At 54.0% G+C, this 22,254-nt stretch carries 20 protein-coding genes; 12 read left to right on the top strand and 8 right to left on the bottom strand.

Translation table 11 applies throughout. From position 1 onward, the window contains the following. The 4 genes from aat to EKD02_RS05110 are packed head-to-tail and all read right to left on the bottom strand — an operon-like array spanning position 1 to position 4,461. A complete protein-coding gene (gene aat, locus EKD02_RS05095) occupies positions 1-585 on the bottom strand; it encodes a leucyl/phenylalanyl-tRNA--protein transferase (protein ID WP_041470038.1) in 585 nt (194 codons plus the stop codon). A gap of 17 nt (positions 586-602) precedes the next feature. Continuing rightward, entirely contained in the window at positions 603-1,256 is a 654-nt protein-coding gene (locus EKD02_RS05100) for a nitroreductase family protein (protein WP_342352899.1), read from the bottom strand. Beyond that, positions 1,205-2,236 carry an MJ1255/VC2487 family glycosyltransferase gene (locus tag EKD02_RS05105; RefSeq protein WP_126384215.1) on the bottom strand — a complete coding sequence of 344 codons (1,032 nt, stop codon included), beginning with the start codon at positions 2,234-2,236 and terminating at the stop codon, positions 1,205-1,207. Before EKD02_RS05105 ends, EKD02_RS05100 begins: the two co-directional genes overlap by 52 nt. A gap of 38 nt (positions 2,237-2,274) precedes the next feature. Further along, complete coding sequence (locus EKD02_RS05110) at positions 2,275-4,461, bottom strand: ATP-dependent helicase (protein WP_126384218.1); 2,187 nt, start codon at positions 4,459-4,461, stop codon at positions 2,275-2,277. 209 nt (positions 4,462-4,670) lie between these two features. On the opposite strand from EKD02_RS05110, the gene EKD02_RS05115 reads away from it, so the two are divergent. From EKD02_RS05115 to dxs, 3 genes are read left to right on the top strand one after another with little or no spacing between them, the layout of a single operon-like run. Then, positions 4,671-6,113: an alpha-amylase family glycosyl hydrolase gene (locus EKD02_RS05115; protein WP_126384221.1), complete on the top strand. Its 1,443-nt coding sequence runs from the start codon at positions 4,671-4,673 to the stop codon at positions 6,111-6,113. Positions 6,114-6,138: 25 nt separating this feature from the next. Beyond that, on the top strand, positions 6,139-6,564 hold the full coding sequence (locus tag EKD02_RS05120; RefSeq protein ID WP_041469719.1) for a secondary thiamine-phosphate synthase enzyme YjbQ: 426 nt from the start codon (positions 6,139-6,141) through the stop codon (positions 6,562-6,564). Positions 6,565-6,577: 13 nt separating this feature from the next. Further along, positions 6,578-8,485 (top strand): 1-deoxy-D-xylulose-5-phosphate synthase, encoded by a 1,908-nt coding sequence (gene dxs, locus EKD02_RS05125; protein WP_126384224.1) that lies wholly within the window; start codon positions 6,578-6,580, stop codon positions 8,483-8,485. On the opposite strand, the gene EKD02_RS05130 is transcribed toward dxs, so the two are convergent. The 3 genes from EKD02_RS05130 to EKD02_RS05140 form a co-directional block, all read right to left on the bottom strand. Further along, entirely contained in the window at positions 8,464-8,961 is a 498-nt protein-coding gene (locus EKD02_RS05130) for a phosphatidylglycerophosphatase A family protein (protein ID WP_126384227.1), read from the bottom strand. The two genes, dxs and EKD02_RS05130, sit on opposite strands and share 22 nt — an antisense overlap. After that, positions 8,958-9,554, bottom strand: a complete 597-nt coding sequence (pgsA, locus tag EKD02_RS05135; RefSeq protein WP_126384230.1) for a CDP-diacylglycerol--glycerol-3-phosphate 3-phosphatidyltransferase — start codon at positions 9,552-9,554, stop codon at positions 8,958-8,960. The genes EKD02_RS05130 and pgsA overlap by 4 nt, the downstream gene beginning before the upstream one ends. A gap of 113 nt (positions 9,555-9,667) precedes the next feature. Then, a complete protein-coding gene (locus EKD02_RS05140; RefSeq protein ID WP_126384233.1) occupies positions 9,668-12,031 on the bottom strand; it encodes an endonuclease MutS2 in 2,364 nt (787 codons plus the stop codon). Between the two features lie 101 nt (positions 12,032-12,132). On the opposite strand from EKD02_RS05140, the gene EKD02_RS05145 reads away from it, so the two are divergent. The 8 genes from EKD02_RS05145 (at position 12,133) to EKD02_RS05180 (ending at position 19,104) form a co-directional block, all read left to right on the top strand. Continuing rightward, a complete protein-coding gene (locus EKD02_RS05145; protein ID WP_126384276.1) occupies positions 12,133-12,840 on the top strand; it encodes a pyridoxine 5'-phosphate synthase in 708 nt (235 codons plus the stop codon). Between the two features lies 1 nt (position 12,841). After that, complete coding sequence (gene rdgB / locus EKD02_RS05150; protein ID WP_126384236.1) at positions 12,842-13,504, top strand: RdgB/HAM1 family non-canonical purine NTP pyrophosphatase; 663 nt, start codon at positions 12,842-12,844, stop codon at positions 13,502-13,504. Positions 13,505-13,519: 15 nt separating this feature from the next. Further along, complete coding sequence (uppP, locus tag EKD02_RS05155; protein ID WP_011889742.1) at positions 13,520-14,368, top strand: undecaprenyl-diphosphatase UppP; 849 nt, start codon at positions 13,520-13,522, stop codon at positions 14,366-14,368. Between the two features lie 121 nt (positions 14,369-14,489). Beyond that, positions 14,490-15,350 (top strand): PHP domain-containing protein, encoded by an 861-nt coding sequence (locus EKD02_RS05160; protein WP_011889741.1) that lies wholly within the window; start codon positions 14,490-14,492, stop codon positions 15,348-15,350. A gap of 112 nt (positions 15,351-15,462) precedes the next feature. Further along, positions 15,463-16,257, top strand: a complete 795-nt coding sequence (locus EKD02_RS05165; RefSeq protein ID WP_011889740.1) for an MlaE family ABC transporter permease — start codon at positions 15,463-15,465, stop codon at positions 16,255-16,257. 4 nt (positions 16,258-16,261) lie between these two features. Continuing rightward, positions 16,262-16,996: an ABC transporter ATP-binding protein gene (locus EKD02_RS05170; protein WP_011889739.1), complete on the top strand. Its 735-nt coding sequence runs from the start codon at positions 16,262-16,264 to the stop codon at positions 16,994-16,996. Positions 16,997-17,018: 22 nt separating this feature from the next. Beyond that, positions 17,019-17,897, top strand: a complete 879-nt coding sequence (locus EKD02_RS05175) for an MlaD family protein (protein WP_126384239.1) — start codon at positions 17,019-17,021, stop codon at positions 17,895-17,897. Continuing rightward, the gene (locus EKD02_RS05180; protein WP_126384242.1) at positions 17,875-19,104 is read left to right on the top strand and encodes a serine hydrolase domain-containing protein; all 1,230 of its coding nucleotides are present in this window, start codon (positions 17,875-17,877) and stop codon (positions 19,102-19,104) included. Before EKD02_RS05175 ends, EKD02_RS05180 begins: the two co-directional genes overlap by 23 nt. Here EKD02_RS05180 and EKD02_RS05185 read toward each other — a convergent pair. Beyond that, the gene (locus tag EKD02_RS05185; RefSeq protein WP_126384245.1) at positions 19,082-21,007 is read right to left on the bottom strand and encodes an FAD-dependent oxidoreductase; all 1,926 of its coding nucleotides are present in this window, start codon (positions 21,005-21,007) and stop codon (positions 19,082-19,084) included. The genes EKD02_RS05180 and EKD02_RS05185 overlap by 23 nt on opposite strands. Before the next feature lie 96 nt (positions 21,008-21,103). On the opposite strand from EKD02_RS05185, the gene queG reads away from it, so the two are divergent. Further along, complete coding sequence (gene queG, locus EKD02_RS05190; protein WP_126384248.1) at positions 21,104-22,066, top strand: tRNA epoxyqueuosine(34) reductase QueG; 963 nt, start codon at positions 21,104-21,106, stop codon at positions 22,064-22,066. Positions 22,067-22,254: the final 188 nt, after the last annotated feature.

Below are 22,254 nucleotides of genomic sequence, written 5' to 3' on the forward strand. Positions count from 1 at the left end.
TCAGAGAAAAACAGTCTTTTTTGCCAGCGCCACGGCAAGCTGCTCCATATATTCCTCATGGCTGATTTCCACGGCACCAAGACGCCTGAGGTGAGGATTCATGATCTGCGCATCAAGAAGGCGGAACCCTTTCAGCCTGAGCCGGTGCACCAGAAATGAAAGTGCCACCTGCGAAGCGTATGAGCGCCATGAAAACATGGACTCACCAAAAAAAGCCCCGGCCATCGACATGCCGTAGAGTCCGCCTGCAAGCTCTCCGTCGTGCCAGCACTCAATGCTGTGGGCAAGTCCCAGCTCATGAAGTTGCTGATATGCAGCTATGATGGGCTCTGAAATCCAGGTATCCGGGTCCCCTTTCCGCGGTGCCGCACACCCACGGATCACACCCGGAAAATCATGGTTCACAGTGAGCCGGAACACCCCCTTCCTCTCCAGACGCCGCACATCCCTTGAGGGACTGAACCTGTCAAGAGGAAACACCGCCCGCATGTGGGGACGGCACCAGTAGAGCTCGCCGTCTTCGGGATCAGACATAGGAAAGAACCCCTCACGGTAGGCCTTCAGAAGCATGGCAATATTGAGCATCATCTCAGGCGGGCAACTCAGTGAAACCGAAGCAGCAGATCGGCGGCCTCCCGCTTCGGAACATGGTGAATATCGTTCCGGTCGCGATAGTAGCGAATGCTCTCCCCCTCCCCGATTCTGTCGATAACAATGGTTTCAGCAGGCTTTCCAAGAGCGATGACCATGAGAACTTCGTACTGCCAGGGAATACGCAGCTGCCGGCGAAGGGCATCCTTCTGCACGGACCCGACGATGCATCCTCCATAGCCTGCTGCAGTGGCACCCAGCAGAATGGCTCCGGCAGCTATGCCGCTGTCGCAGGATGAATCTTCAGCAATGGAAGTGTCGTTGAGCATCACCAGATAGGCGGTGGGCCGCTCCCCCTCTTCAGGACCCGACCACTCTTCAAGATAGCCTGCCCAGCCAAGCAGGGGAAACAATGCGTCGCACTCTGCCCTGGCGGTGAGGGCAATGTAGCGGAGCGGCTGCAGGTTACGCGCCGAAGGAAGGCAGCAGGCAATCTCAACCAGGTTGCCGACAGCCTCTTCGCCAACAGGTACTTCGGCATCAAAACGCCGGCAGCTCCTCGAGCGGCTCACCAGGTCCCTGAACTGCATACCGTCCGACTCCCTTAATGGATTCAACTCTTTTCCCGCCATGCCGCCCCTGCGAAATGAGCCTGATCGTCCCATCGTCCGCTTCCTATCCATTCAGCAATATAATCGACCGTATGGGCATAATGCAACGGCTCCCGACCGGGCGATTCAAGCCAGGAACGAAGAGTATCGCTGTCGAGCGAATGCATCGACATTCCATACCCAAGCTGCTCCATTGCCATGGCATTTGACTCCTGCTCAATCTGGCCGTCAAGGGGTCTCAGCAGAAGCTTTCTTCCCAGATGCAGCGCCTCTCCGGGAAGTTCGAATCCTGCATTGCAGACGACTCCCCCGCACTCCATGAGATCGCGGAGAAATCCCTCACGGGAGTAGCCGCGGAAATGCATGTTGCCCTCATCCCTATCAGCGTCAACCTTCCCGTATATAAAAAAACTGCAATCGCTGAACGGTGAAACAAGCCTTGCCACATCATCAATCTCTTCAAACGGAAGATAGACGAGAATTTTCCCCTTTACCGGAGCAACAGGATCACTTCCATAGAGCGAAGGGGGAATGACGGGAGGAAAAATCGGCTGATTGAAATGATGCCAGTGAAGGCCGGCATTATGCCGGGCGGGCGCAAAATTGAGCAGCGTATACCGCTCGAAAATATTGCCGCGGGCCATGGGAACAGGATAGGGAAATGCGTACTGGTGGCCGAATCCGAGTGAGGGTATGTTGCGTATGCGGGCCACCATGGAGGTGATTGGTTCAAAATCGGTAATGATGAGGTCAGTTCCTGCCGTATCAAGCGTCCACACATCATTCATGAGCCTGCCCAGATCAAGCTGGAACATGGTCTCCATATAGTTCATCCGCCCACGATAGGTAATAAGGGTCATCCCCTTCATCACCCGGAAGGGCTGGAACACTTCAATCTCCTTCAGCTCCTCCTCTTTCCTGCCGCTCACAAGTACCTCGACCTCATGCCCGTCGGATTTGAGCTTGCGGACAAGCTCCCTGCTGCGGCTGATATGGCCGTTGCCGGTACCCTGCACACCGAAAAGGATCCTCATGCTGCTCTGTTCTTTTATTGACTAAACGGTAGCTGAAGTTACGGAAGAACCTTGAGATTCGCATACTGCACCATCAGGGTTTTCTCACCTGAACCCCTGAACAGTATTTTCGCTTTCTGCTGCGTCCCGCGCCCCTGAAGCTCAAGCACGGTACCTGGCCCGAACACTGCATGATGAACTCTCGTACCCTTCCGCATACCCTCTTTCTCCCGGACAGGAGGGGCACCTCCTCCCGAATGGCGGACAGGCTCGGTTCTTCGCACAGAAACGGCTGCCCCGGCTCCGCCGCCATGCACCCTGCCGCTTTCGGTATGCACAATATCGCCGTCAATTTCATTGATGAACTTTGAGCGGAGGCAATGCTGCGGCTGACCGTAGAGATAACGGCTCTGTGCCCATGAAAGGAAAATTTTTTCACGCGCGCGCGTCACGGCAACATAAAAGAGCCGCCGTTCCTCCTCCATCTGCTCGGGCTCATAGCAGTTGAGGGGAAAAAGCCGCTCCTCAAGACCGGTAATGAAGACAACGGGAAATTCCAGCCCTTTTGAGGCATGCACCGTCATGAGGGAAACAAAATTATCGGACTCCTGCGTCTCGTCATAGTCAGAGGCAAGAGCAATATTCTCAAGAAAATCCCCAAGCATCCCCGCATCGGGGTTGTGGTCCGAAAAATCGCGGGCCATGCTGAGCAGTTCCTGAAGGTTATCGTGCCGGGCCATTGACTCAGGGGTGTTTTCCGCCTGCAGCAGAGACAGAAGCCCAGTCTGCACAAAGAGGCTGTTGAGCACCTCATAGACTGTTCCCGTTTCGGCAATTTCCCTGAGCGACTCAATCACGGATGAAAATGAAGAGAGCGCGTTGACAAGCCGCTGCTGATATCCCCCTTGAGGGGCACAACGGATAGCCTCATAGAGAGAAATGCCACGCTCGCGGGCGAAATCGCGGAGCTTGCCAATGCTGACATCACCAATTTTCCGGGGCGGGAAATTGATGATTCTGAGCAGCGACTCACTGTCGCGGTCATTCTGAACAAAACGGAGATAGGCAACAGCATCCTTGATTTCCTTGCGCTTGTAAAACGAGACACTGCCAAAAATCTTGTAGGGCAGCCTGTGCTGGCGCATGGTATCCTCCAGCACCCGCGACTGGGCATTGGTACGGTAAAAAATAGCGAAGCTCCGGAAATCCAGCTGCTTCTCCAACGAAAGCTTTCGTATCCAGTCCCCTACCTTTTCAGCCTCCTGCCGCTCATTGAACGCCTCAATGAGGGTCAACGGCTCCCCCGTCGCACCCTTTGCAACAAGCTCCTTTTTAATCTGGCGCTGGTTCCGGCTGATCACGCTGTTGGCTGCCTGCAGAATGGTTCCGGTACTGCGGTAGTTCTCAACCAGTTTGAAGGTTCTGGCATCCTCATAATCATCCTGAAAGTTCAGGATGTTGGAAATGTCGGCCCCACGCCAGGAATAGATCGACTGCGCATCATCACCCACCACAAAAATGTTGCGATGGCGGGATGCAAGCATTTTTGTCACCAGATACTGCGCCCTGTTGGTATCCTGATATTCATCGATGAGAATATAGCGGAACAGCTCCTGCAGCTCTTCAAGAACCTCCGGATGGTTGCCGAACAGCTCAAGGGGCTTGATGAGCAGGTCATCAAAATCAAGAGCATTATTCTCTTTAAGCTTTCGGGCGTAAAGCTCATAAATCTGCGAGGCTTTCTGCTGGTTGTAATCGGCGGCATTGCGATGAAAATCAGCCGGCAGGATAAAACTGTTTTTTGCCTTGCTGATAATGCCCTGAACCGTATTCACCGGAACGGAATCCTGAGAGATGTTGAGCTCTGCCATACATTGGCGGATAAGGCTTTTGCTGTCATCGGAATCAAAAATCGAAAAGCTCCTGCTGTAGCCGAGACGATCAATATACTCGCGAAGAAGCCGGGCAAAGACGGAATGGAAAGTACCTATCCACAGACCTCCCGAACTGCCGGGACCCAGAAGCTGATCAACCCGGTGGCGCATCTCGCCCGCCGCCTTGTTGGTAAAGGTAAGGGCAAGAATGTTTCCTGCCGGAACACCTTGATTACCAATCAGGTTTGCGATACGATAGGTAATGACCCGGGTTTTTCCCGAGCCGGCACCCGCAAGGACCATTACCGGTCCTTCAGTCGCGCTTGCGGCATCGCGCTGCACGGCGCTGAGATCTTGCAATAAATCAGCCAAAAATAAAAGGTTACCCGTTATTATGGTTAAGGGAGAAGGGATAATGCGACAACTTAACCCTTTTTACCGCTACTTTACAAACCCCGGCACTCCCTTCAACCTCATTTGTTTTTCCTCTTTTTATCCTCTTCTCTCTCATAATTGATCGTTTCAGTTTCTATATTGAAAAACTAACCGGATTCCTTTACCACCTGTAACCGCCTCGCTTCATGTTCCCTCTCGTCTACGAAATCAATACCAGAATCTGGCTGCAGAAACTCAGCCGTCTCAACGGCCATACCGTGACGCTTGGCAATGTTCCCGATTCCGAATTCCGGTTCTTCAAAGAATCCGGCTTCACCATGGTATGGCTGATGGGGGTATGGACACCCAGCCTCTACAGCAAAGCCATAGCCACATCACACCCCGGCCTTCGCGGTGAGCTTCTCGACCACCTCTCCTCTCTCCACCCGGAAGACATTGCATCATCTCCCTACTCCATACCATCATACACCGTCAATGAAGCCCTGGGCGGACGAGACGACATGCTCGTTTTCCGCAAAAAGCTTGCGGAACATGGCATCCGGCTCATGCTCGACTTCGTGCCGAATCATATGGCGCTCGACAACCAGTGGCTTCCGGCGCATCCCGAACACTTCATCTCTGTTTCAGCAGACGAGCAGAGCCAGGACCCGGGTGCCTGTTTTGAGTATGCCAAAGGCAAATACCTTGCACATGGCAGGGACCCCTATTTTGCACCATGGACCGACACCCTCCAGATCAACTATGCCAATCCCGCCACCCATGCAATGATGACGGAGAACCTCTTCACCATCAGCGAACTCTGCGACGCCGTCCGGTGCGATGTGGCCATGCTGGTGCTGAAAAGCGTTTTCAACACCACATGGAAAAGCCTCAGCGGGCACATGAAGGAGGAGTTCTGGGGGCCGGCAATAGCCGCCGTCAAGGAGCGCCATCCCGACTTTCTCTTTCTGGCGGAATCATACTGGAACAAGGAGTGGGAACTGCAGCAGCAGGGATTCGACTACACCTATGACAAGCCCTTTTACGACTTTCTCACGAGCGCACCGGTCAATGGCGACAAACTCATGGGCCACATGAAGGCGCAGTGGAACTATCAGAAACATCTCTGCCGTTTTCTTGAAAACCATGATGAAGCCAGGGCGGCAGGAAAAATAGGACTCAACAACAGGGCGGCCGCCATGATTTTCCTCACCGCCCCGGGCATGCATCTTGTCCATCAGGACCAGATGGAGGGATACCGGCACAAAATTCCTGTGCAGCTGATCCGTCAGGCGCCCGAACATGAAGACCGGGAACTCATGGAACTCTACAGAAAACTGTTCCAGCTGCAGAAAGAGGAGGTTTTTCAGGAAGGAGAGGTTGAATGGATAAGCTTTGAGGGACCTTCACACACACAATGCTTCGGGTTCCATCGCTTCACCCGCGACCGGCACGCCATGATTCTTGCCAACTTCAGTTCAACAGGAATAGCAACACAGTTCACTCACCCCGCACTCAGCGGAATCAGTGAAGAGAGCATGAACATTCTCAGTACCTCAACCGGGAACCGCGGCAACACAACCCATCTTGAGGAGGATTCACTGAAAACAAGGCTGGCGCCGCATGAAGCAATTGTCGTCACATTCTGAACAACACTCTCACACAATTCCATTCATGAACATTGTCCGATCCACGCTCTCACTGCAAAGCCTGAAGCCGATTGAAATCATCGATGTCACCGCAGATGCAGTACGCGCCGTAGAGGAATCGGGCATGCAGGAGGGGCTGCTCACCCTCATCAGCCGGCACACAACCGCATGCGTGAACATCAATGAGAACGAGGAACGGCTGATGGAAGACATGGAAACATTCCTCAAACGGCTGGCGCCGCGGGATGGAAACTACAGCCACAACCTTGAACCCATAGACGGGCGCGACAATGCCCACTCGCACCTGCTCGGCCTCTTCATGAACACATCAGAAACCATCCCCTTTGCAGAAGGAAAGCTCCTGCTTGGAAGGTGGCAGTCGATATTCTTTATTGAACTTGACGGTCCCCGCCCCCAGCGAAGCCTGCTCATGCAGGTGACCGGCATCTGAAACCCATTCGATCATGGCAGATTCACGCTCCCTACTCGATACCATCAATTCGCCACGCGACCTGAAAAAGCTCAGCATCCGCCAGCTGGAAACCCTTGCCAATGAATGCCGGCACGAACTGATCAACCTCATCTCCCTCAACGGCGGCCACTTCGCCTCCAGTCTCGGGGTCACAGAACTGAGCGTAGCGCTCCACCATGTCTATAACACGGAAAAAGACCGGATTGTCTGGGATGTCGGCCATCAGGCCTATATCCATAAAATGCTGACGGGACGACGGGAAAGGATGAACTCTAACCGGAAATACGGAGGCATCTCCGGCTTTCCGAAAATCCACGAAAGCCCGCATGATGCATTTGGAACCGGCCACGCCTCCACCTCCATTTCAGCGGCCGCTGGAATAGCCTCGGCGCGCGACCTCAAGGGTGGCAATGAGAAGGTGATTGCCGTCATCGGCGACGGAAGCATGACGGGCGGAATGGCATTTGAAGCAATGAACCATCTGGGCGATCTGAAAAACGATGTCCTCGTTATACTCAACGACAACCAGATGGCCATCTCCCCCAGCACCGGGGGGCTTAAAACCCATATGGTCAACTTCACCCTCAACAAAACCTACAACAAAGCACGCCGCCTGCTCTGGGAGAGTATGTCGATGATGAACAATGATCTTGCTGAGAGAGCAAAAACATCACTGCGGCGACTTGAAGATGGCATGAAAGCTGCGCTCACTCCGGGAGCCTTTTTTGAGGCACTTGGACTGCGCTACTTCGGACCCATAGACGGGCACAACATGGGGCAGCTCGTCCGGGCACTCAGGGAGATGCAGGAACTCCCTCACCCGAAACTACTCCATGTCATCACCACCAAGGGAAAAGGGTTTCTCCCCGCTGAAGAGAACCAGAGCGACTGGCATGCCCACAACGGAGGGTTCGACACCGTCACAGGAATAACAGCAAAAAAAGAGGGGCCTTCCGCCACGCCAAAATATCAGGAGGTGTTCGGAGAAGCCCTTGTCGAAATGGCCCTGAAAGATCCCGCCATTACGGCCATCACCGCCGCCATGCCCACCGGAACCTCGCTTGACCTGTTCCAGAAGGCCATGCCCGACCGCTTTTACGATGTCGGCATTGCCGAGGGGCACGCCGTCACCTTTGCGGCCGGACAGGCCCTTGAAGGGCTGAAACCAGTCTGCGCCATCTACTCCACATTCCTGCAGCGGGCGCTTGACCAGGTCATTCACGATGTGGCCCTGCAGAACCTCCCCGTCGTCTTTGCCATTGACCGTGCCGGCCTTGTGGGCGAAGACGGCCCGACCCACCACGGTGCCTTCGACCTCTCCTATCTGCATGCTGTGCCGGGCCTCACCATCATGGCTCCTTCAGACGGCCAGGAACTGCGCGACATGCTTCATACCGCACTCTATCATATCGATGGCCCCGTTGCAATCCGCTACCCGAGGGGAAGCACCGGCGGGGAGGAGATGCGCAAAAACTTCACGGCTCTTGAGCCCGGAAAAGGACGGATGCTCAAAGAGGGAACGGGTCCCGTCATCCTTACCCTTGGGACCATGGCGGCCACAGCACTTGAAGCAGGACGCCTGCTTGAAAATGAAGGGATCTCTGTGGAAATCGCCGACATGCGTTTCCTCAAGCCGCTTGACACATCACTTATTGACAGACTCTCTGCCTCTGCCACCCATATCGTCACTCTTGAGGAGAACAGCATCATAGGAGGGCTCGGCAGCGCCGTTGCCGACCACCTGTCCGAAGCATCAAAAAAAACCAGACTGCTCAGAATCGGGCTTCCCGATGCCTTCGTCACCCACGGCAGCATGACGGACCTCTACAGGGAAACAGGACTTGACGCCCCGGCAGTAGCCGAAAAAATCAGGCTGTTCTATACCGGCAGGGAAAGCTGAAAAAAAGCAGCGGAGAAAAGAAGAATACGGACGGCAAGATTGGCAAAAAGCCCGGCAAGAAGATCATCCATCATGATTCCCCATCCACCCGGCAGCCGCTGGACAAGGTCTACGGGACCGGGCTTGAGAATATCGAACAGACGGAAAAAAATAAAAGCAAGCAGGACGGGCAGAAGCCCTGAGGGAAGAGCAAGAAGCGCCAGCCACTGACCGGCAACCTCGTCCACAGTCACCTCGGACGGATCCTCTCCGGCAGCATCCTCCATAATGCCTCCCGACCACACGCCAATCACCGTTGCAAAAAGCACTCCGGCGGCAAGCACTGCCGGCTGTTGAAAAATCGGAAAAAAAAGATAGGGCAGAAGAGCGACGGCACTGGCAGCCGTACCGGGTGCCACAGGGAAATACCCTATCCAGAAAACGGTAGACAGCGCCCTGGCAACCTGGAACCTCAGCCCTTCAGAAGCGGCGCTCATGCATCCCCTTCATGGTTTCCGGTAATGACCTCCCAGTTGTCCATCAGGTAGGAAACTCCCGTCGCCACCGTCACCACAGTGACAGTAAGCATAATCCAGTCAAGCGCGGAAGAGAAGAGAAAGTCGCCGATCAGTTCGGCCGAACGATTGCCAAAAAGCTCTGACTTCTGAAGGAATATCAGCACCATCACCAGATAGGCAAACACATTCTGGAGGAGGGTTTTGTACTTTGCCTGCACGCTTGTCACCACCGGCTGGTTTCTGAACTCGGCCCAGCTCCTGAGCACTGTCACCACCACATCACGCACAACTACAAGAACCACCATCCAGAGAGAAAGATAGCCCATCCAGACATAGACCAGAAAAGCGGCGGTAATCAGAAGCTTGTCGGCAAGAGGATCAAGAAAGGCACCGAGACGGCTCTCCTCGTTGAACCTTCTGGCATGCCATCCGTCATAAAGATCCGTGAGTGATGCCACGGTAAAAACAATGACCCCGGCAAGCTTGAACGACGGATCCTCATGCAGGAGGAGCAGCACAAACACCGGCACCAGCAGAATCCGCAGGGCGGTAAGCTGGTTCGGTATGGTCATATATCGTTCAGAAGCGGGTTTCAAGGATAGTAGGGTTGAACGGTGACAATGAATTTCGGGGTCAAGATACCAAAAATTCAATTCATATCTGTCTGCCTGCGCCTATACTTCCCTCACAGGGTAAGAATGGTGACCCCGTCGTACCCCTCACCCCATGCACCGACACGAAACGACTTGACAGCGGCATGGCGTTTGAGAAGCTCATGAGTCCGGCGGCGGAGCACTCCGGTTCCGGTGCCATGAATGATGGTTGCAGAGTGCATTCGGCTGCGGTGCATGGCGTCAATGAAGCGTTCAACCCTGGGCACCGCCTCATCGCCGCTGAGGCCGCGGATATCGAGTGTTGTCGATTCCACTGGTGCCGGGGCAGCGCTCCACCCTTTCGGGTGAGATGCGGCTTTGTCGGCTTTCCGGGTCTGCCGCCTTGAAGTTTTTTCAAGGTTTTTCAGCAAAACAGTCACACGGAAGTTCCCGCAGAGCACTACGGCACTTTCGCCCTTAAGCTTTTCCACCTCACCGGTTGCCGACGAATCCAGAATCCTGACCAGATCCCCTTCACGGATGCTCAGGTCGGGGGGATGTGCGGTTTCCTCATGAAGGATGGCTGTTCTTTTTTCAGCTTCCGCGGCTCTGGCAGAAAGTTTTCTGCGGGCCTCCTGCAGAATGCGCGGGTCCCGGGGCGCATCACGCACATCCTGAAGGATATCGCGGATTTCGCGCCGGGCACCTTCCACTTCGCGCTGTATCTCTTTTGATGCCTTGAGTTTCTGCTCCCGCCGCTGCTTTGCCAACGAAGCTTCAGAGTCGGCAGCCGACTGCTCACGAAGTGCCAGACGCGCTTCAGCCGATTCAAGTTCACACCCGCGGAGCCGGTTTTCAGAGAGTTTCCGGTGAAGATCCGCAAGCAGTCCCTCAAGCGCCCGATGCTCTTCATGCATGAACGAGCGGGCCTCATCAAGCATTGTCTGCGGAAACCCCAGACGCTGCATCATGGCAAAGGCAAAACTGCTTCCCGGCACCCCCTTGATAAACCGGAAGGTCGGCAAGAGAGCGGTGCGGTCAAATTCCATGGCTCCATTCACCACCCCCTCGCGCTCATGGGCATAGGCTTTCAGCTCACCGATGTGGGTGGTCACAATGGCCTTGCTCCCCCGCCGCATCAGCTCCTCAACGACACTCCGCGCAATAGCGCCCCCCTCCTCAACATCTGTTCCCGAACAGAGTTCGTCAATGAGCACAAGGGAGTTCTTTCCTGCACCATCAAGAATGCGGCGCACCTGGCGAAGATGGGAGCTGAAAGTGGACAGATCGTTCTCAATGGACTGTTCATCACCTATTTCAATCCCGATTTCCGAAAAGAAAGGAAAAACGGAACTTTCGCTGCATGGAAGCAGATAACCGTGGCGCAACATGAGGGCGAGCAGACCGATGGTTTTCATGGCCACCGACTTTCCGCCGGCGTTGGGGCCCGAGATGATCAGAACCGGTTCACAGGATGAAAGCTCAAGGTCAAGCGGAAAAACTTCACGGTCGCGATGGGAAATAAGCAGCCAGGGGTGAAACCCCCGGATGAGACGAAGCTCCCCGGAGCTGCTTATCGCCGGAAGCACGGAGGCTGTTTCAAGAGCAAAACGGGCGCGCCCCACAAGAGAATCAAAAAATGCAAGCAGCTCGCAGGTATAGGAAAGGTTCCCGAGATCGGGACGGAGACGATCGGTCATCTCCCTGAGTATCCGGTCGATTTCCCGCCTCTCATGAATTTCTCCCTCCTGGATTCGGTTGGCTATTTCAAGGGTTTCAGCAGGTTCAACAAACACCGTCTGTCCACTGCCCGACCAGTCCTGCACAAACCCCGGAATCCTTTGTCGATATTCCACCTTCATGGGAAGACAGAGGCGGGAATTCTTGATGGCAACGCTCTCTTCCATCAACCAGCCGCTTCTTCTGCAATGGTCAAGAATCTTCTCCATACGGCGCAGAAGAAGCTGCCTGTCATCACCAAGAGCGTGCCGGATTTGTTTCAATTCATGGCTTGCCGAACTCCTGACCTTGCAGTCTTCGTCAATAATTGCCCTGATGGCTGAGCGTATGAATGTATCAAGCCAGAGCTTTTCGCCAAGTGAATCCAGACGCGGCCATGACTCCCGATTTGCAGCCAGAAACCGCCGCAGTGCGGCTGAAGCCTGAAGCAGATCGCTGATATCGTGAAGCTCTTCGGGCTCAAGCCTGTTGCCCTCCATTCCAATTTTCACAAGAAGCGGCCGTGTATCAGGAAGAGTGGAGAACGGGAGAGAAGAGCCTTCCTGAAGCAGTGATTTCAACTCAAGCACCCGCTCAAGCTCTACAAGCAGCTCCTCCCGTCCCAAGCATGGGGCAAGCCCCTGAAGTGCGTCCTGTCCGGGCGCTGACATGCAGAGTCCTGCGGCATAAGCCGAAACCCTGTCAAATTCAAGTTTTTTATGGTTGCTGCTGTCCATAGAATCCTCAACCGGAATTTTCTGCTTTACCTGTTTTTTTCTTTACTTTCGCATAAGTGAAATCCAGTCTGCCTCCTTGAACCGTTCTATCCTTGAATCCCATGCGCCTTGCCGTCAATATAGACCACATAGCCACGCTGCGCAATGCCCGCAATGAACACAACCCCGATCCGGTTGCAGCCGCGCTTCTCGCCGAAAAAAGCGGAGCCATTGGCATTGTCTGCCACCTTCGTGAAGACCGCCGCCACATACGCGATCATGACCTTGCCGCACTGAGAAAAGCGGTAACAACAAAGCTTGACCTTGAAATGGCCATGACGGACGAAATGGGAGCGATTGCGGTTGCCACCATGCCGGAACTGATTACGCTGGTGCCTGAGAAGCGCGAAGAGCTCACAACGGAAGGCGGGTTCGCCATTGAACGGCACTTCAACCGCCTCGTTGACTTTCTGGAGCCAATCAAAGGAGCCGGAATTGAAATCAGCCTTTTCATTGAAGCAGAACAACGGGCCATTGATCTTGCTGAAAAAGCGGGCGCCGATCTGGTTGAGCTCCACACAGGGGCATACGCCTTGAAAACAGGCGAAGAACAGGCGATTGAACTCAAAAAAATCCGTCAGGCTGCCGTATACGCCAAAAGCCTCGGCCTCAGGGTTGTTGCCGGACACGGACTCAATTATGAGAACATCGCCCCCTTCCGCGATATTGAAGAGATTGAAGAGGTCAGCATAGGCCACGCCCTCATTGCACGCGCCGCTTTTGTCGGCATTCCAGCTGCCGTCCGGGAAATGCTTGACATCATCAACTGACATGACACCCATATCCAGGGCGCCCCTCACCATCATCCTTGCCACCGCCAATCCCGACAAGGTCCGCGAACTCCGACCTCTTCTCGAGGGTATCGACCCCTGCTTCAGCGTCATCTCTCTTGCTGAAGCAGGCATAGCTGTCGACATAGAGGAGACAGAAACAACTCTTGAAGGCAATGCCATGCTGAAGGCGAATGCAATTTTCAACCTGCTCAATGGCCGCTTTCCCGCCATGATTGCTTTTGCAGACGACACCGGCCTTGAAGTCAATGCACTTGGCGGGGCTCCAGGAGTTTACTCTGCCCGTTATGCCCCCGTTGCTAATGGAGAAAAACCCACCTATCGGGACAATGTCACCCACCTGCTCAACGAAATGGAAGGAGAAAAAGACCGAAGTGCCCGGTTCCGGACGGTTATTGCGCTTAAAGGCATCGTTGAAGGAAAGAATGGCACAACAGGCATTGAAGAAACGATTGAAGGGCTGGTTGAGGGAACACTCACCACTGAAGCCGACGGCAGTGGCGGATTCGGATATGATCCGATATTCATGGTTACCGCTGCCGGAAAAACCTATGGAAGAATGAGCGGGACGGAAAAAAACAGCCTCAGCCATCGTGCGCTCGCCACAAAAAAAGCCATTGCATTCCTTCACACAATACTCTGACCCGCACCACAGACCATGACACTTTTTGAAGCCATCATGCTCGGCATTGTGCAGGGGTTGACGGAATTTCTCCCCATCAGCAGCACCGCACACCTGAAAATCGTCCCGGCCCTTCTCGGATGGAGCGACCCTGGAGCCGCATTCACAGCAATCATCCAGATTGGAACCCTTGCCGCAGTCCTGATGTATTTCTGGCGGGACATCATCACCATAGTCTCCGCTGTCATGAAAGGCATCCTCAAAGGCAAGCCACTGGAAAGCAATGAAGCCAGAATGGGGTGGATGATTGCTGCCGGCACCATTCCGATTGTGGTGTTCGGGCTGCTCTTCAAAGATCAGATAGAGACCACGCTCCGCTCGCTCTACTGGATAAGCGGCGCCCTCATAGGCCTCGCCCTTCTTCTCTCCCTTGCTGAATGGAACATCAAAAAGCACCTCAGTGGCGGCCGGCCGCTGAAAACCATGGAACAGATCGGATGGAAAGAGGCTCTCCTTATCGGCCTCGCCCAGAGCATCGCCCTCATCCCCGGCTCATCCCGTTCCGGGGTCACCATCACCGGAGGGCTCTTTTTGAACCTTTCAAGAGAAACAGCGGCCCGGTTCTCATTTCTGCTCTCCCTGCCTGCCGTCTTTGCTGCAGGAATTTTCCAGCTCTACAAAACCTGGGACATCATCACAGCCTCACCCGGCAACATCATGAACCTTGCCGCAGCCACCTTCACATCTGCAGTGGTAGGCTACCTTTCCATCGCATTCCTGCTCAGCTATCTCAAGAAACACACAACCACAATCTTCATCATCTACCGCCTCCTTGCCGGAATCCTGCTCCTTCTTTTGCTCTCCACCGGCACGCTGCTGCCATGAAACACCATAGCCCCCTCTCCGAATTGATTGCGTCCTGCGACATGCAACTTTTTACTGATCAGTATGGGTTTTTTTCTTATATATAAAGAACTTGAAATAACCTTTTAATCACCAAGCAGCCATGCCATCAAGCCTTTCAGGCACAGGGCATAATGGCTTTGAAAAAGCAGATTTACATATACACACCAAATGTTCTGACGGACTCTTTTCACCTGAAGAGATTGTTGAAAAAGCTGCAGCCGCAGGGTTGAAGGCAATCAGCATAACAGACCATGATTCCGTTGCCGGTATTGACAAAGCAAAGCCATCTGCCATAGAAAAAGGCATCGAGCTTATTACCGGTGCAGAAATGAGTTCGGCCTACAAGGGCTATGACATCCATGTCCTTGGGTATTTTTTTGATTATGAGCAGTCTGCCCTCAAGCAGTATCTCGACCACTGCCGTCTCCAGCGAACCGAAAGGGCTGAGCGGATGGTCGGAAAGCTGGCCAAGATGGGCGTCAAAATCGGAATTGAGCAGATCATACTCAAAGCGCAGAATGGAAGTGTAGGACGGCCTCACATTGCAGCAGTGCTGCAGGATGGAGGATATGTAAAAAGCTTCAGCGAAGCCTTCAGCCGTTATCTGGGCGCGCACAGCCCGGCATATGTCAAAAGCATCGAGACCCATCCGGCAGAGGTCATCAAGCTCATCAATGAGGCTTCGGGGCTGTCGTTTCTTGCCCACCCTGCCCAGAGTGTATCGGATGAAATTCTCAAGCAGCTGATCACCTTCGGTCTTGACGGGATTGAAATCATCCATCCCTCTCACGACAGCTACAAGCAGAACTACTATCGTGAAATAGCCAATGAGTATTTCCTGCTCTTTTCCGGAGGCTCCGACTTTCATGGCCTCAAAGACCGTGAGGATGAGATATTCGGAAAACTCACCATCCCCATGGACTGGGTAACAAAAATGAAAAGCCGGCTGGTCAAGGCCTGAGCATTGAGCAGCCAGCACTCATGATTGGTGAATTGATGAACATTTGCTATACTCACGACTCTCGTTTCAAGCCGCACTGCAGAGGCAGTGCGCACCCCAACACACACTGCACATGCCGGTAACTCTCATACGGAACATCGAAAAAGACCTTGTCTACAGGCTCAAGGACTTTTTCCTCACCATGCAGGATTTTTTCCTCTTTGGAGTGCGCTCATTCCTTACCATTCCCAAAATCAGACGATACTGGAGAGACTTTCTCGACCAGGCAAAAATATGCGGGGCCGACTCCATTCCAATCGTGCTGGTCAGCGCAATCTCCATCGGATCGCTCCTGGCCATTGAAGTAGGCAACCTGCTTGAGGATTTTGGCGCCAAAACCATGCTTGGCCGCTCAACCTCCATCTCCGTCATCCGTGAACTCGGCCCCCTGCTTATGGGTCTGATGCTTTCAGCCCGCTTCGGCTCACGGAACGGAGCAGAGCTCGGAGCCATGAAAATATCAGAACAGATTGATGCCCTCAGAGCGTTCGGAACGGACCCCATAGCAAAACTGGTCATGCCGCGCCTCGTCGCCGCGCTCATCATGTTCCTGCCGCTCACCGCCCTCTCCGACTTTGCCGGCCTCTACAGTGCAGCATACATGGCCGAACATTACCACCATCTCGACCCGGGAATCTTCTGGAACTCGGTCTACCCCCGCCTTGCACTGAAAGACTTTGTGGTAGGCTTTGCCAAGGCTCCGGTGTTTGCCGTCATCATCACCCTTGTCAGCAGTTTCAACGGCTTTTCGGCAAGCGGAGGCACCGCGGGAGTGGGCCGCTCAACCATCAAGGGAATCGTCGTCTCCTCGGGGCTGGTTCTGATTGCCAACTTCTATGTTTCAAAGATCGTGCTGGAAAACATGTAACTGAATGATTGAATTACGCAATGTCAGCCTGAAATATGGCGAGAAAGAGATACTGCACAGCGTCTCGCTCACCATTGAGGACAACACAATCAAGGCCATTCTCGGCCCAAGCGGCGTAGGGAAAAGCACCATCCTGAAGCTGATGCTTGGTCTCATGCGTCCCACATCGGGCCAGGTGTTTGTTGACGGTGTTGAAATTTCCAGCCTGTCGGAGGCAGAACTCTTCCCGATACGCCGGAAAATGGGCATGGTCTTTCAGGGCAACGCACTGTTCGACTCCATGACAATCAGCCAGAACCTCGGGTTCTTTCTGCGTGAAAACCTCAATCTACCTGAAGAAGAGATACTGCGCCGGGTTCAGGAACAGATCCGCTTCGCCGGCCTTGAGGGATATGAAGAGCAGCTTCCGGAAAGCCTCAGCGGCGGTATGCGCAAACGGGTTGCAATCGGACGGGCCCTGATTTTCAAGCCGCACATGATTCTCTTTGACGAGCCGACTGCGGGACTTGACCCCGTCAGCTCGAAAAAAATTCTTTCCCTGATCAGCTCATTGCGTCAACACAACAACCTGGGAGCCGTCATCGTCACCCATATCATTGACGATGTCTTCAATGTTGCCGACTGTGCCGCAGTGCTGTATAAAGGGGAAATCATTTTTGACGATGCCGCCCCGAAACTTCATGAATCGGAACATCCGTTCATCCGATCCATCCTCTCCGACAAAATTCTCGAATTGTAAACGACTAAAGAACGCCACAGGTATGAGAAACCCCAACGCGCTGAAATGGAGCGATCTGAAAACCGGAATATTTTTCATTTTCGGCATAGGCTTTGCCGCCTATCTCGGGCTGGTCATAGGCAAAAACAGCAGCCTCTTCACCGGAGTCACCACAGTCAAGGTGCTTGCCGGCAACATGCATGGCCTGGCTGAAAACAACTTTGTCTCCGTATCAGGCAAAAAAGTAGGTACGGTATCCAAAATGGAATTTGTCGGAAGCCATGACTCACTCTATGTCGTAGCCGACCTCCGGCTTCGCAAGGAATTTGCGGGGCTGGTCACCAAAGACTCGAAAGCCACAATCAAATCTCTTGGCGTTCTGGGTGACAAATATGTTGACATCACCACAGGAAAAGGAGCTTCAGTTGTGGATGGCGACTTCATTGCCCTCAATACCGAAGACGGCATGGCAGGGCTGACCAGCGGCGCCAAACAGGCAGTAGACCGCCTCAACACCCTCCTTGAACAACTCAACAGCGGGAAGGGAGTTGCCGGACGGCTTATTTCCGATGAAGCAATGGGCGAAGAGCTTGCCGGCACCATCAAAAGCCTCAGCACGACAGCTGAAGAGCTTGCCGCAATGTCGAAAAAAGCCGCCCATGGAAACGGGCTGCTCGCAAAACTCATCAATGACAAAAAGCTTGCCGACAACACAGAAAACACAATTGCCCGCCTGAACCATGCCGCACTGCAGGCCGACTCAGTCATGATGCGCATCAACAGCGGCGAAGGCACACTCGGACAGCTTCAGGAGAACCCTGCGCTCTACAACAACCTGACCAAATCGCTCGGAACACTCGACACCCTTCTTGCCGACTTGAAAAAGAACCCCGAACGCTATGTCCGCTTCACGCTTTTTTAAGCGTCGGCAGGTCGACCACCCATCACCCGCCGGCAGAGGAGTCAAGGCGCTGCTGCTTCTGCTCTGCCTTGCAGCACTCCCCTCCATTGCCCCCGGTCATGATTTTACGCCTGTTGAAAAGCTTCTGCAGGAAGGGGTAAAAAAACAGGTCTTTCCCGGAGCATCCATTGCCGTTTTCCATAAAGGAGAAACTGTTTTCCACCAGGCATTCGGCAACACCAGATGCACCCGTCACCCCACTCCGGCCGACACAACCACCATCTATGACCTGGCCTCCCTTACCAAGGTCATAGCCACAACAGCCATTGCAATGCAGCTGGCTGAGCGCGACTCGCTTGACATCGACCGTCCAGCCTCCCACTACCTTCCGGAGTTCGGGAACAACGGCAAAGAGCGCATTACCATTCGACAGCTCCTGACACACACCTCAGGCCTTCGCTCCCACGCCGACTATATCGACTCCTGCCGAACCCAAAGTGAGCTCTTCAGGGCAGTCATAAACGACACACCTGTCACTGAACCGGGAACACTTACCGCCTATAGTGACAACGGGTTCATCGTACTCGGTAAAATCATTGAAGCCATTACAAGAAGAAGCCTCGCCGACAACTTCAGAACGCGGTTTTCCGGCCCCCTCAGCCTACACTCCACCTGCTTCACCCCTGGCCGGGAACTTCAGTCGAGAGTAGCACCAACAAGCCGCACCAACGCCTGGAACCTCAACTGGAAACGCCCGCTGGTCAACGACCTCAACGCCGCAATCATGGGGGGAGTGGCCGGCCATGCCGGGCTGTTCGGCACAACCGGCGATCTGCTGCGATTCACCAGAATGCTTATGGAGGGCGGAGAGCTTGAGGGGAAAAGATATTTCAAAGCATCAACCATCAGGCGATTTACACGAAGAGAAGGCAAACAAGAGCGTGCACTCGGGTGGGATCTCCGTTCACAGGAAGGCTATGCCTCAACCGGCCCGGAATTTTCAGAAAAATCATGGGGCCACCTCGGCTTCACAGGCACAAGCCTATGGATAGATCCAGAAAAGGATCTGGCAGTCATCATGCTCTCAAACAGAGTCTGCCCCTCTCCTGAAAACAAAGCAATCAAGGAGTTCAGGCCCCTTCTGCACACTGCTGTTGCCCGTAGCCTCGGCTACGGACCTGCACCACAAGAGCAGGAAAAGCCCCTCAGGCAAAAATCCCATCCATAGGAACAATGGGCAGCGGAACCTGTTCCACACCCTCCTGCCTGAAAATGGCATTGGCCGACATTCTGCCCGTGAAGGCAGCAGCCTCCATCAGAAACACCGGCGCCTCCACCCTCACCCAGTCACCCGCAAGAAAGAGATTCGGAAACGGCGTTTCAACACCGGGCCGTCCGGCATGCTCACCCGGTGCCCAACGGGTAAAATTCGACTGTATCATGAAGAGCTCATGCAAAACCCTTGCCCCTTCCGTTTCCGGGAACATGTGATGCATCTCGGCAATCATGGAAGCCTTGATCTCCTCCTCCGGACGCATATCCTCCGGCGCAATAGCGTAGGCGTGCAGTTCAACCACACACCCGCCCGTTTGCGCTGCCCAGCTGACATAGGGCTCCTGAAAAGCCGAATAGAGAGAAATGGAATCGGTATAGGTATAACCCGAAACCGTATAGAACGGGAACGAAGCAGAATCAATCGGGCCTTCAAGCCAGAGACGGTACACCGCGTAAGGATCGGCCTCGCCAAGATCCGCAACTGATTTTTCAAAGTCCGGTCTGGCAAGGCTGGAATTTGCCACAATCTGGCGTGTACCGCGGACATCGGTGGCCATCACGCAGTAATCGCATTCCAGGAGCTGTTCGGCTGTTCCGCCACCTCCTTCAGAAGAATGAAGAACCAGCACGCCATCCACGCTTTTCACAGAAAGCTTGACAAGAGGTGCCGGCGGCGGCCCGCCAAGAACATCTCCACTGCCGCTGAACCTGCCGGCATGGCAGGGGCAGAAAAATCCACCGCTCTCATCCGGAGCAACCGGGCAGCCCATATGGGTACAGCGGGCGTCAAACGCAAGATACCCCCCGCCCTCATGCTTCACCAGCACGGGAACACCCTCCCGGCTCACAATGCTTGTCCACCCGGCGTTTTGAACATCCTCCGCATTCACATGAAAAGTCTCTCCCGAGCTGCCTGCACCCTGCACAACCACCCCGGCAACCCGATCGCCCTCCACCCTGAGCGAGAGGGCCCGGTGCCCCGAAAGCACCGTTACACCAAGCTCCCGAAGCTTTGCTTCAAGCGGATTGATGAGAGCCGTCATGCAGTCACGGTTGGTGATGTTGAATGAAAGTCCTTCAGGACTTCCCATGAAATAGAAATGGAAATACCGTATGGCTTCAGCAGCAGAGAGCACCTCCATCCGGTTCATGGTGGCATCGGCGAACGGATGGAGCACCGTATCGACGAAAGCGGGAAGAATCTCCCCCTTACGGCAGTACTCCATAAAGTCAATGCCGTCATAATCGAGGAAAGTCTTGCCATACTCATAACCAAACATGCTCACAACCGGCAGGAGACCCCGGTAATTCCTGAGAAACGATGCGATGTCAAGAGAACGGGACTGACCGACAACGGAGAGAATGTTGAAAGGAAACACTTTTGGCGTCTGACCGTAAGTTTCCGCAGGCCGCTGCCTGAAAAGCACCGGGTAGCCCGGAGAAGCATCAAACACATCATCCTTGATGCCCGCCGAAGCAAACATCTCGTTGAGGTTGTAGTACTGATCAAAAAAACCGTGGAACCCATGTTCAACTGGCATTCGCTCTCCGAGCGCCTCAATATCCCAACCGGTAAGTTTACCTCCGAGAGATCCCGAAGATTCAACCAGGCTCACGCACGCACCCTTCCCGGCCAGTTCGAGAGCCGCACTGATGCCCGCAAGACCTCCACCAACAACAATGCACCGTTTCCCGACAGGCATCATTTCACTGCCACCAACAACACTGTTCTCTGGTGAATACAACTCCCTCCGAGGCTGATAATACCCGACAAGTCCTGCCGTCACTGCTGCTCCGGCACCAACCGTAATGCCCGTTCTCTTCAGAATCCTGCTGATGAACTCTCTGCGTTCCATACTGCCGTAACTATAAAAGTGTGTGGTTCAACTGCCCGTAACAGCCTTATTAATTATATTTACTGATAAAAATGACGGTATCATAATGAACAACGAATGACCACCCGACCCGAAAACCCCGCCCGGGAGATACGCCACGCAGCACTGAAGCTCGGCTTTGCCGCCGTTGGGTTCAGCTCACCCACTCCCCGCCAGCAGGCAGCGGAACGCTATAAGGAAATGATCGCAGAAAGGCGGCACGGAGAGATGGACTATCTGGAGAGGGGTCTCACCGGACGGCTGGATCCACACCTGCTGCTCGAAGGAGTACAAACGATCGTATCGCTTGCAATCAGTTACCACACAACGCCCAGCCCGGAAGGGACAACCTCCGGCATTGCCCGATATGCCAGGATTGCCGACTACCACCAAGTGGTACGCGAACGGGCAGAAGCCCTGCTTCTCGACATTGAACACATCCTCGGAAAGCGACCCGCGTCATACATAGCAGTCGACAGCGCTCCGGTCATGGAAAAAGAGTACGCAGAAAAAGGAGGCATCGGCCGAACAGGCAAAAACACCCTTCTCATCGTACCCTCCGCAGGGTCCTATGTTTTTCTTGCCGAACTGCTCATTGATGAAGCAATCACCGAAGAACGCCCCCCGCTGCCAAACCCCTGCGGCAGCTGCACTATCTGCATCGACGCATGCCCCACAGGAGCCCTTCTTACCCCCGGAAAACTCGACGCAACCCGCTGCATAAGCTACCTTACTGTTGAACTCAAACGAGAGTTCACCGCTGAAGAAGCGGCAATGACAGGCTCAATGCTCTTCGGATGCGACGCCTGCCAGGAACACTGCCCCCATAACCAGCGCCCGCTCATTGCCGCAGACCCGGCATTCGCACCCAAAACAGAACTCCTTCAGCTTCAACCCGAACAAATCCTGAAACTCAGCCGCAGTCAATTCAAGGCACTCTTCAGAGGCACCCCCATCTGGAGAATCGGACTCAAACGCCTGAAACGAAACGCCCGCGCCGTCCTCAAAAACCAAAACCAGAAAACTAGGGGACGTTGTTGAATATCGTGAATAACTCTTATCTCAATGTGTTGAGATGATATGAAAAAAGCTCGTAAGCACTTGCCGGAACTATTGTTGAGGGTGCATTGAGTTTTTGTTCGCTATTTGCGTTATTCAACAACGTTATATAGTGCTTGTACTCAAATGGGCACGATTCATAATATCCTGTTGTAATATTAAAGGGAGTC

This window comes from Chlorobium phaeovibrioides, from assembly GCF_003968655.1.
Classification (GTDB): Bacteria; Bacteroidota; Chlorobiia; order Chlorobiales; family Chlorobiaceae; genus Chlorobium; species Chlorobium phaeovibrioides.

Coding starts and splice junctions, on each gene's coding strand:
- uppP (WP_011889742.1), top strand. CDS start 13,520: ATGACACTTTTTGAAGCCATCATGCTCGGCATTGTGCAGGGGTTGACG.
- pgsA (WP_126384230.1), bottom strand. CDS start 9,554: ATGACCATACCGAACCAGCTTACCGCCCTGCGGATTCTGCTGGTGCCG.
- EKD02_RS05145 (WP_126384276.1), top strand. CDS start 12,133: ATGCGCCTTGCCGTCAATATAGACCACATAGCCACGCTGCGCAATGCC.
- EKD02_RS05105 (WP_126384215.1), bottom strand. CDS start 2,236: ATGAGGATCCTTTTCGGTGTGCAGGGTACCGGCAACGGCCATATCAGC.
- EKD02_RS05185 (WP_126384245.1), bottom strand. CDS start 21,007: ATGGAACGCAGAGAGTTCATCAGCAGGATTCTGAAGAGAACGGGCATT.
- EKD02_RS05180 (WP_126384242.1), top strand. CDS start 17,875: ATGTCCGCTTCACGCTTTTTTAAGCGTCGGCAGGTCGACCACCCATCA.
- EKD02_RS05120 (WP_041469719.1), top strand. CDS start 6,139: ATGAACATTGTCCGATCCACGCTCTCACTGCAAAGCCTGAAGCCGATT.
- EKD02_RS05130 (WP_126384227.1), bottom strand. CDS start 8,961: ATGAGCGCCGCTTCTGAAGGGCTGAGGTTCCAGGTTGCCAGGGCGCTG.
- EKD02_RS05165 (WP_011889740.1), top strand. CDS start 15,463: ATGCCGGTAACTCTCATACGGAACATCGAAAAAGACCTTGTCTACAGG.
- queG (WP_126384248.1), top strand. CDS start 21,104: ATGACCACCCGACCCGAAAACCCCGCCCGGGAGATACGCCACGCAGCA.
- aat (WP_041470038.1), bottom strand. CDS start 585: ATGCTCAATATTGCCATGCTTCTGAAGGCCTACCGTGAGGGGTTCTTT.
- EKD02_RS05140 (WP_126384233.1), bottom strand. CDS start 12,031: ATGGACAGCAGCAACCATAAAAAACTTGAATTTGACAGGGTTTCGGCT.
- rdgB (WP_126384236.1), top strand. CDS start 12,842: ATGACACCCATATCCAGGGCGCCCCTCACCATCATCCTTGCCACCGCC.
- EKD02_RS05100 (WP_342352899.1), bottom strand. CDS start 1,256: ATGGGACGATCAGGCTCATTTCGCAGGGGCGGCATGGCGGGAAAAGAG.
- dxs (WP_126384224.1), top strand. CDS start 6,578: ATGGCAGATTCACGCTCCCTACTCGATACCATCAATTCGCCACGCGAC.
- EKD02_RS05170 (WP_011889739.1), top strand. CDS start 16,262: ATGATTGAATTACGCAATGTCAGCCTGAAATATGGCGAGAAAGAGATA.
- EKD02_RS05175 (WP_126384239.1), top strand. CDS start 17,019: ATGAGAAACCCCAACGCGCTGAAATGGAGCGATCTGAAAACCGGAATA.
- EKD02_RS05160 (WP_011889741.1), top strand. CDS start 14,490: ATGCCATCAAGCCTTTCAGGCACAGGGCATAATGGCTTTGAAAAAGCA.
- EKD02_RS05115 (WP_126384221.1), top strand. CDS start 4,671: ATGTTCCCTCTCGTCTACGAAATCAATACCAGAATCTGGCTGCAGAAA.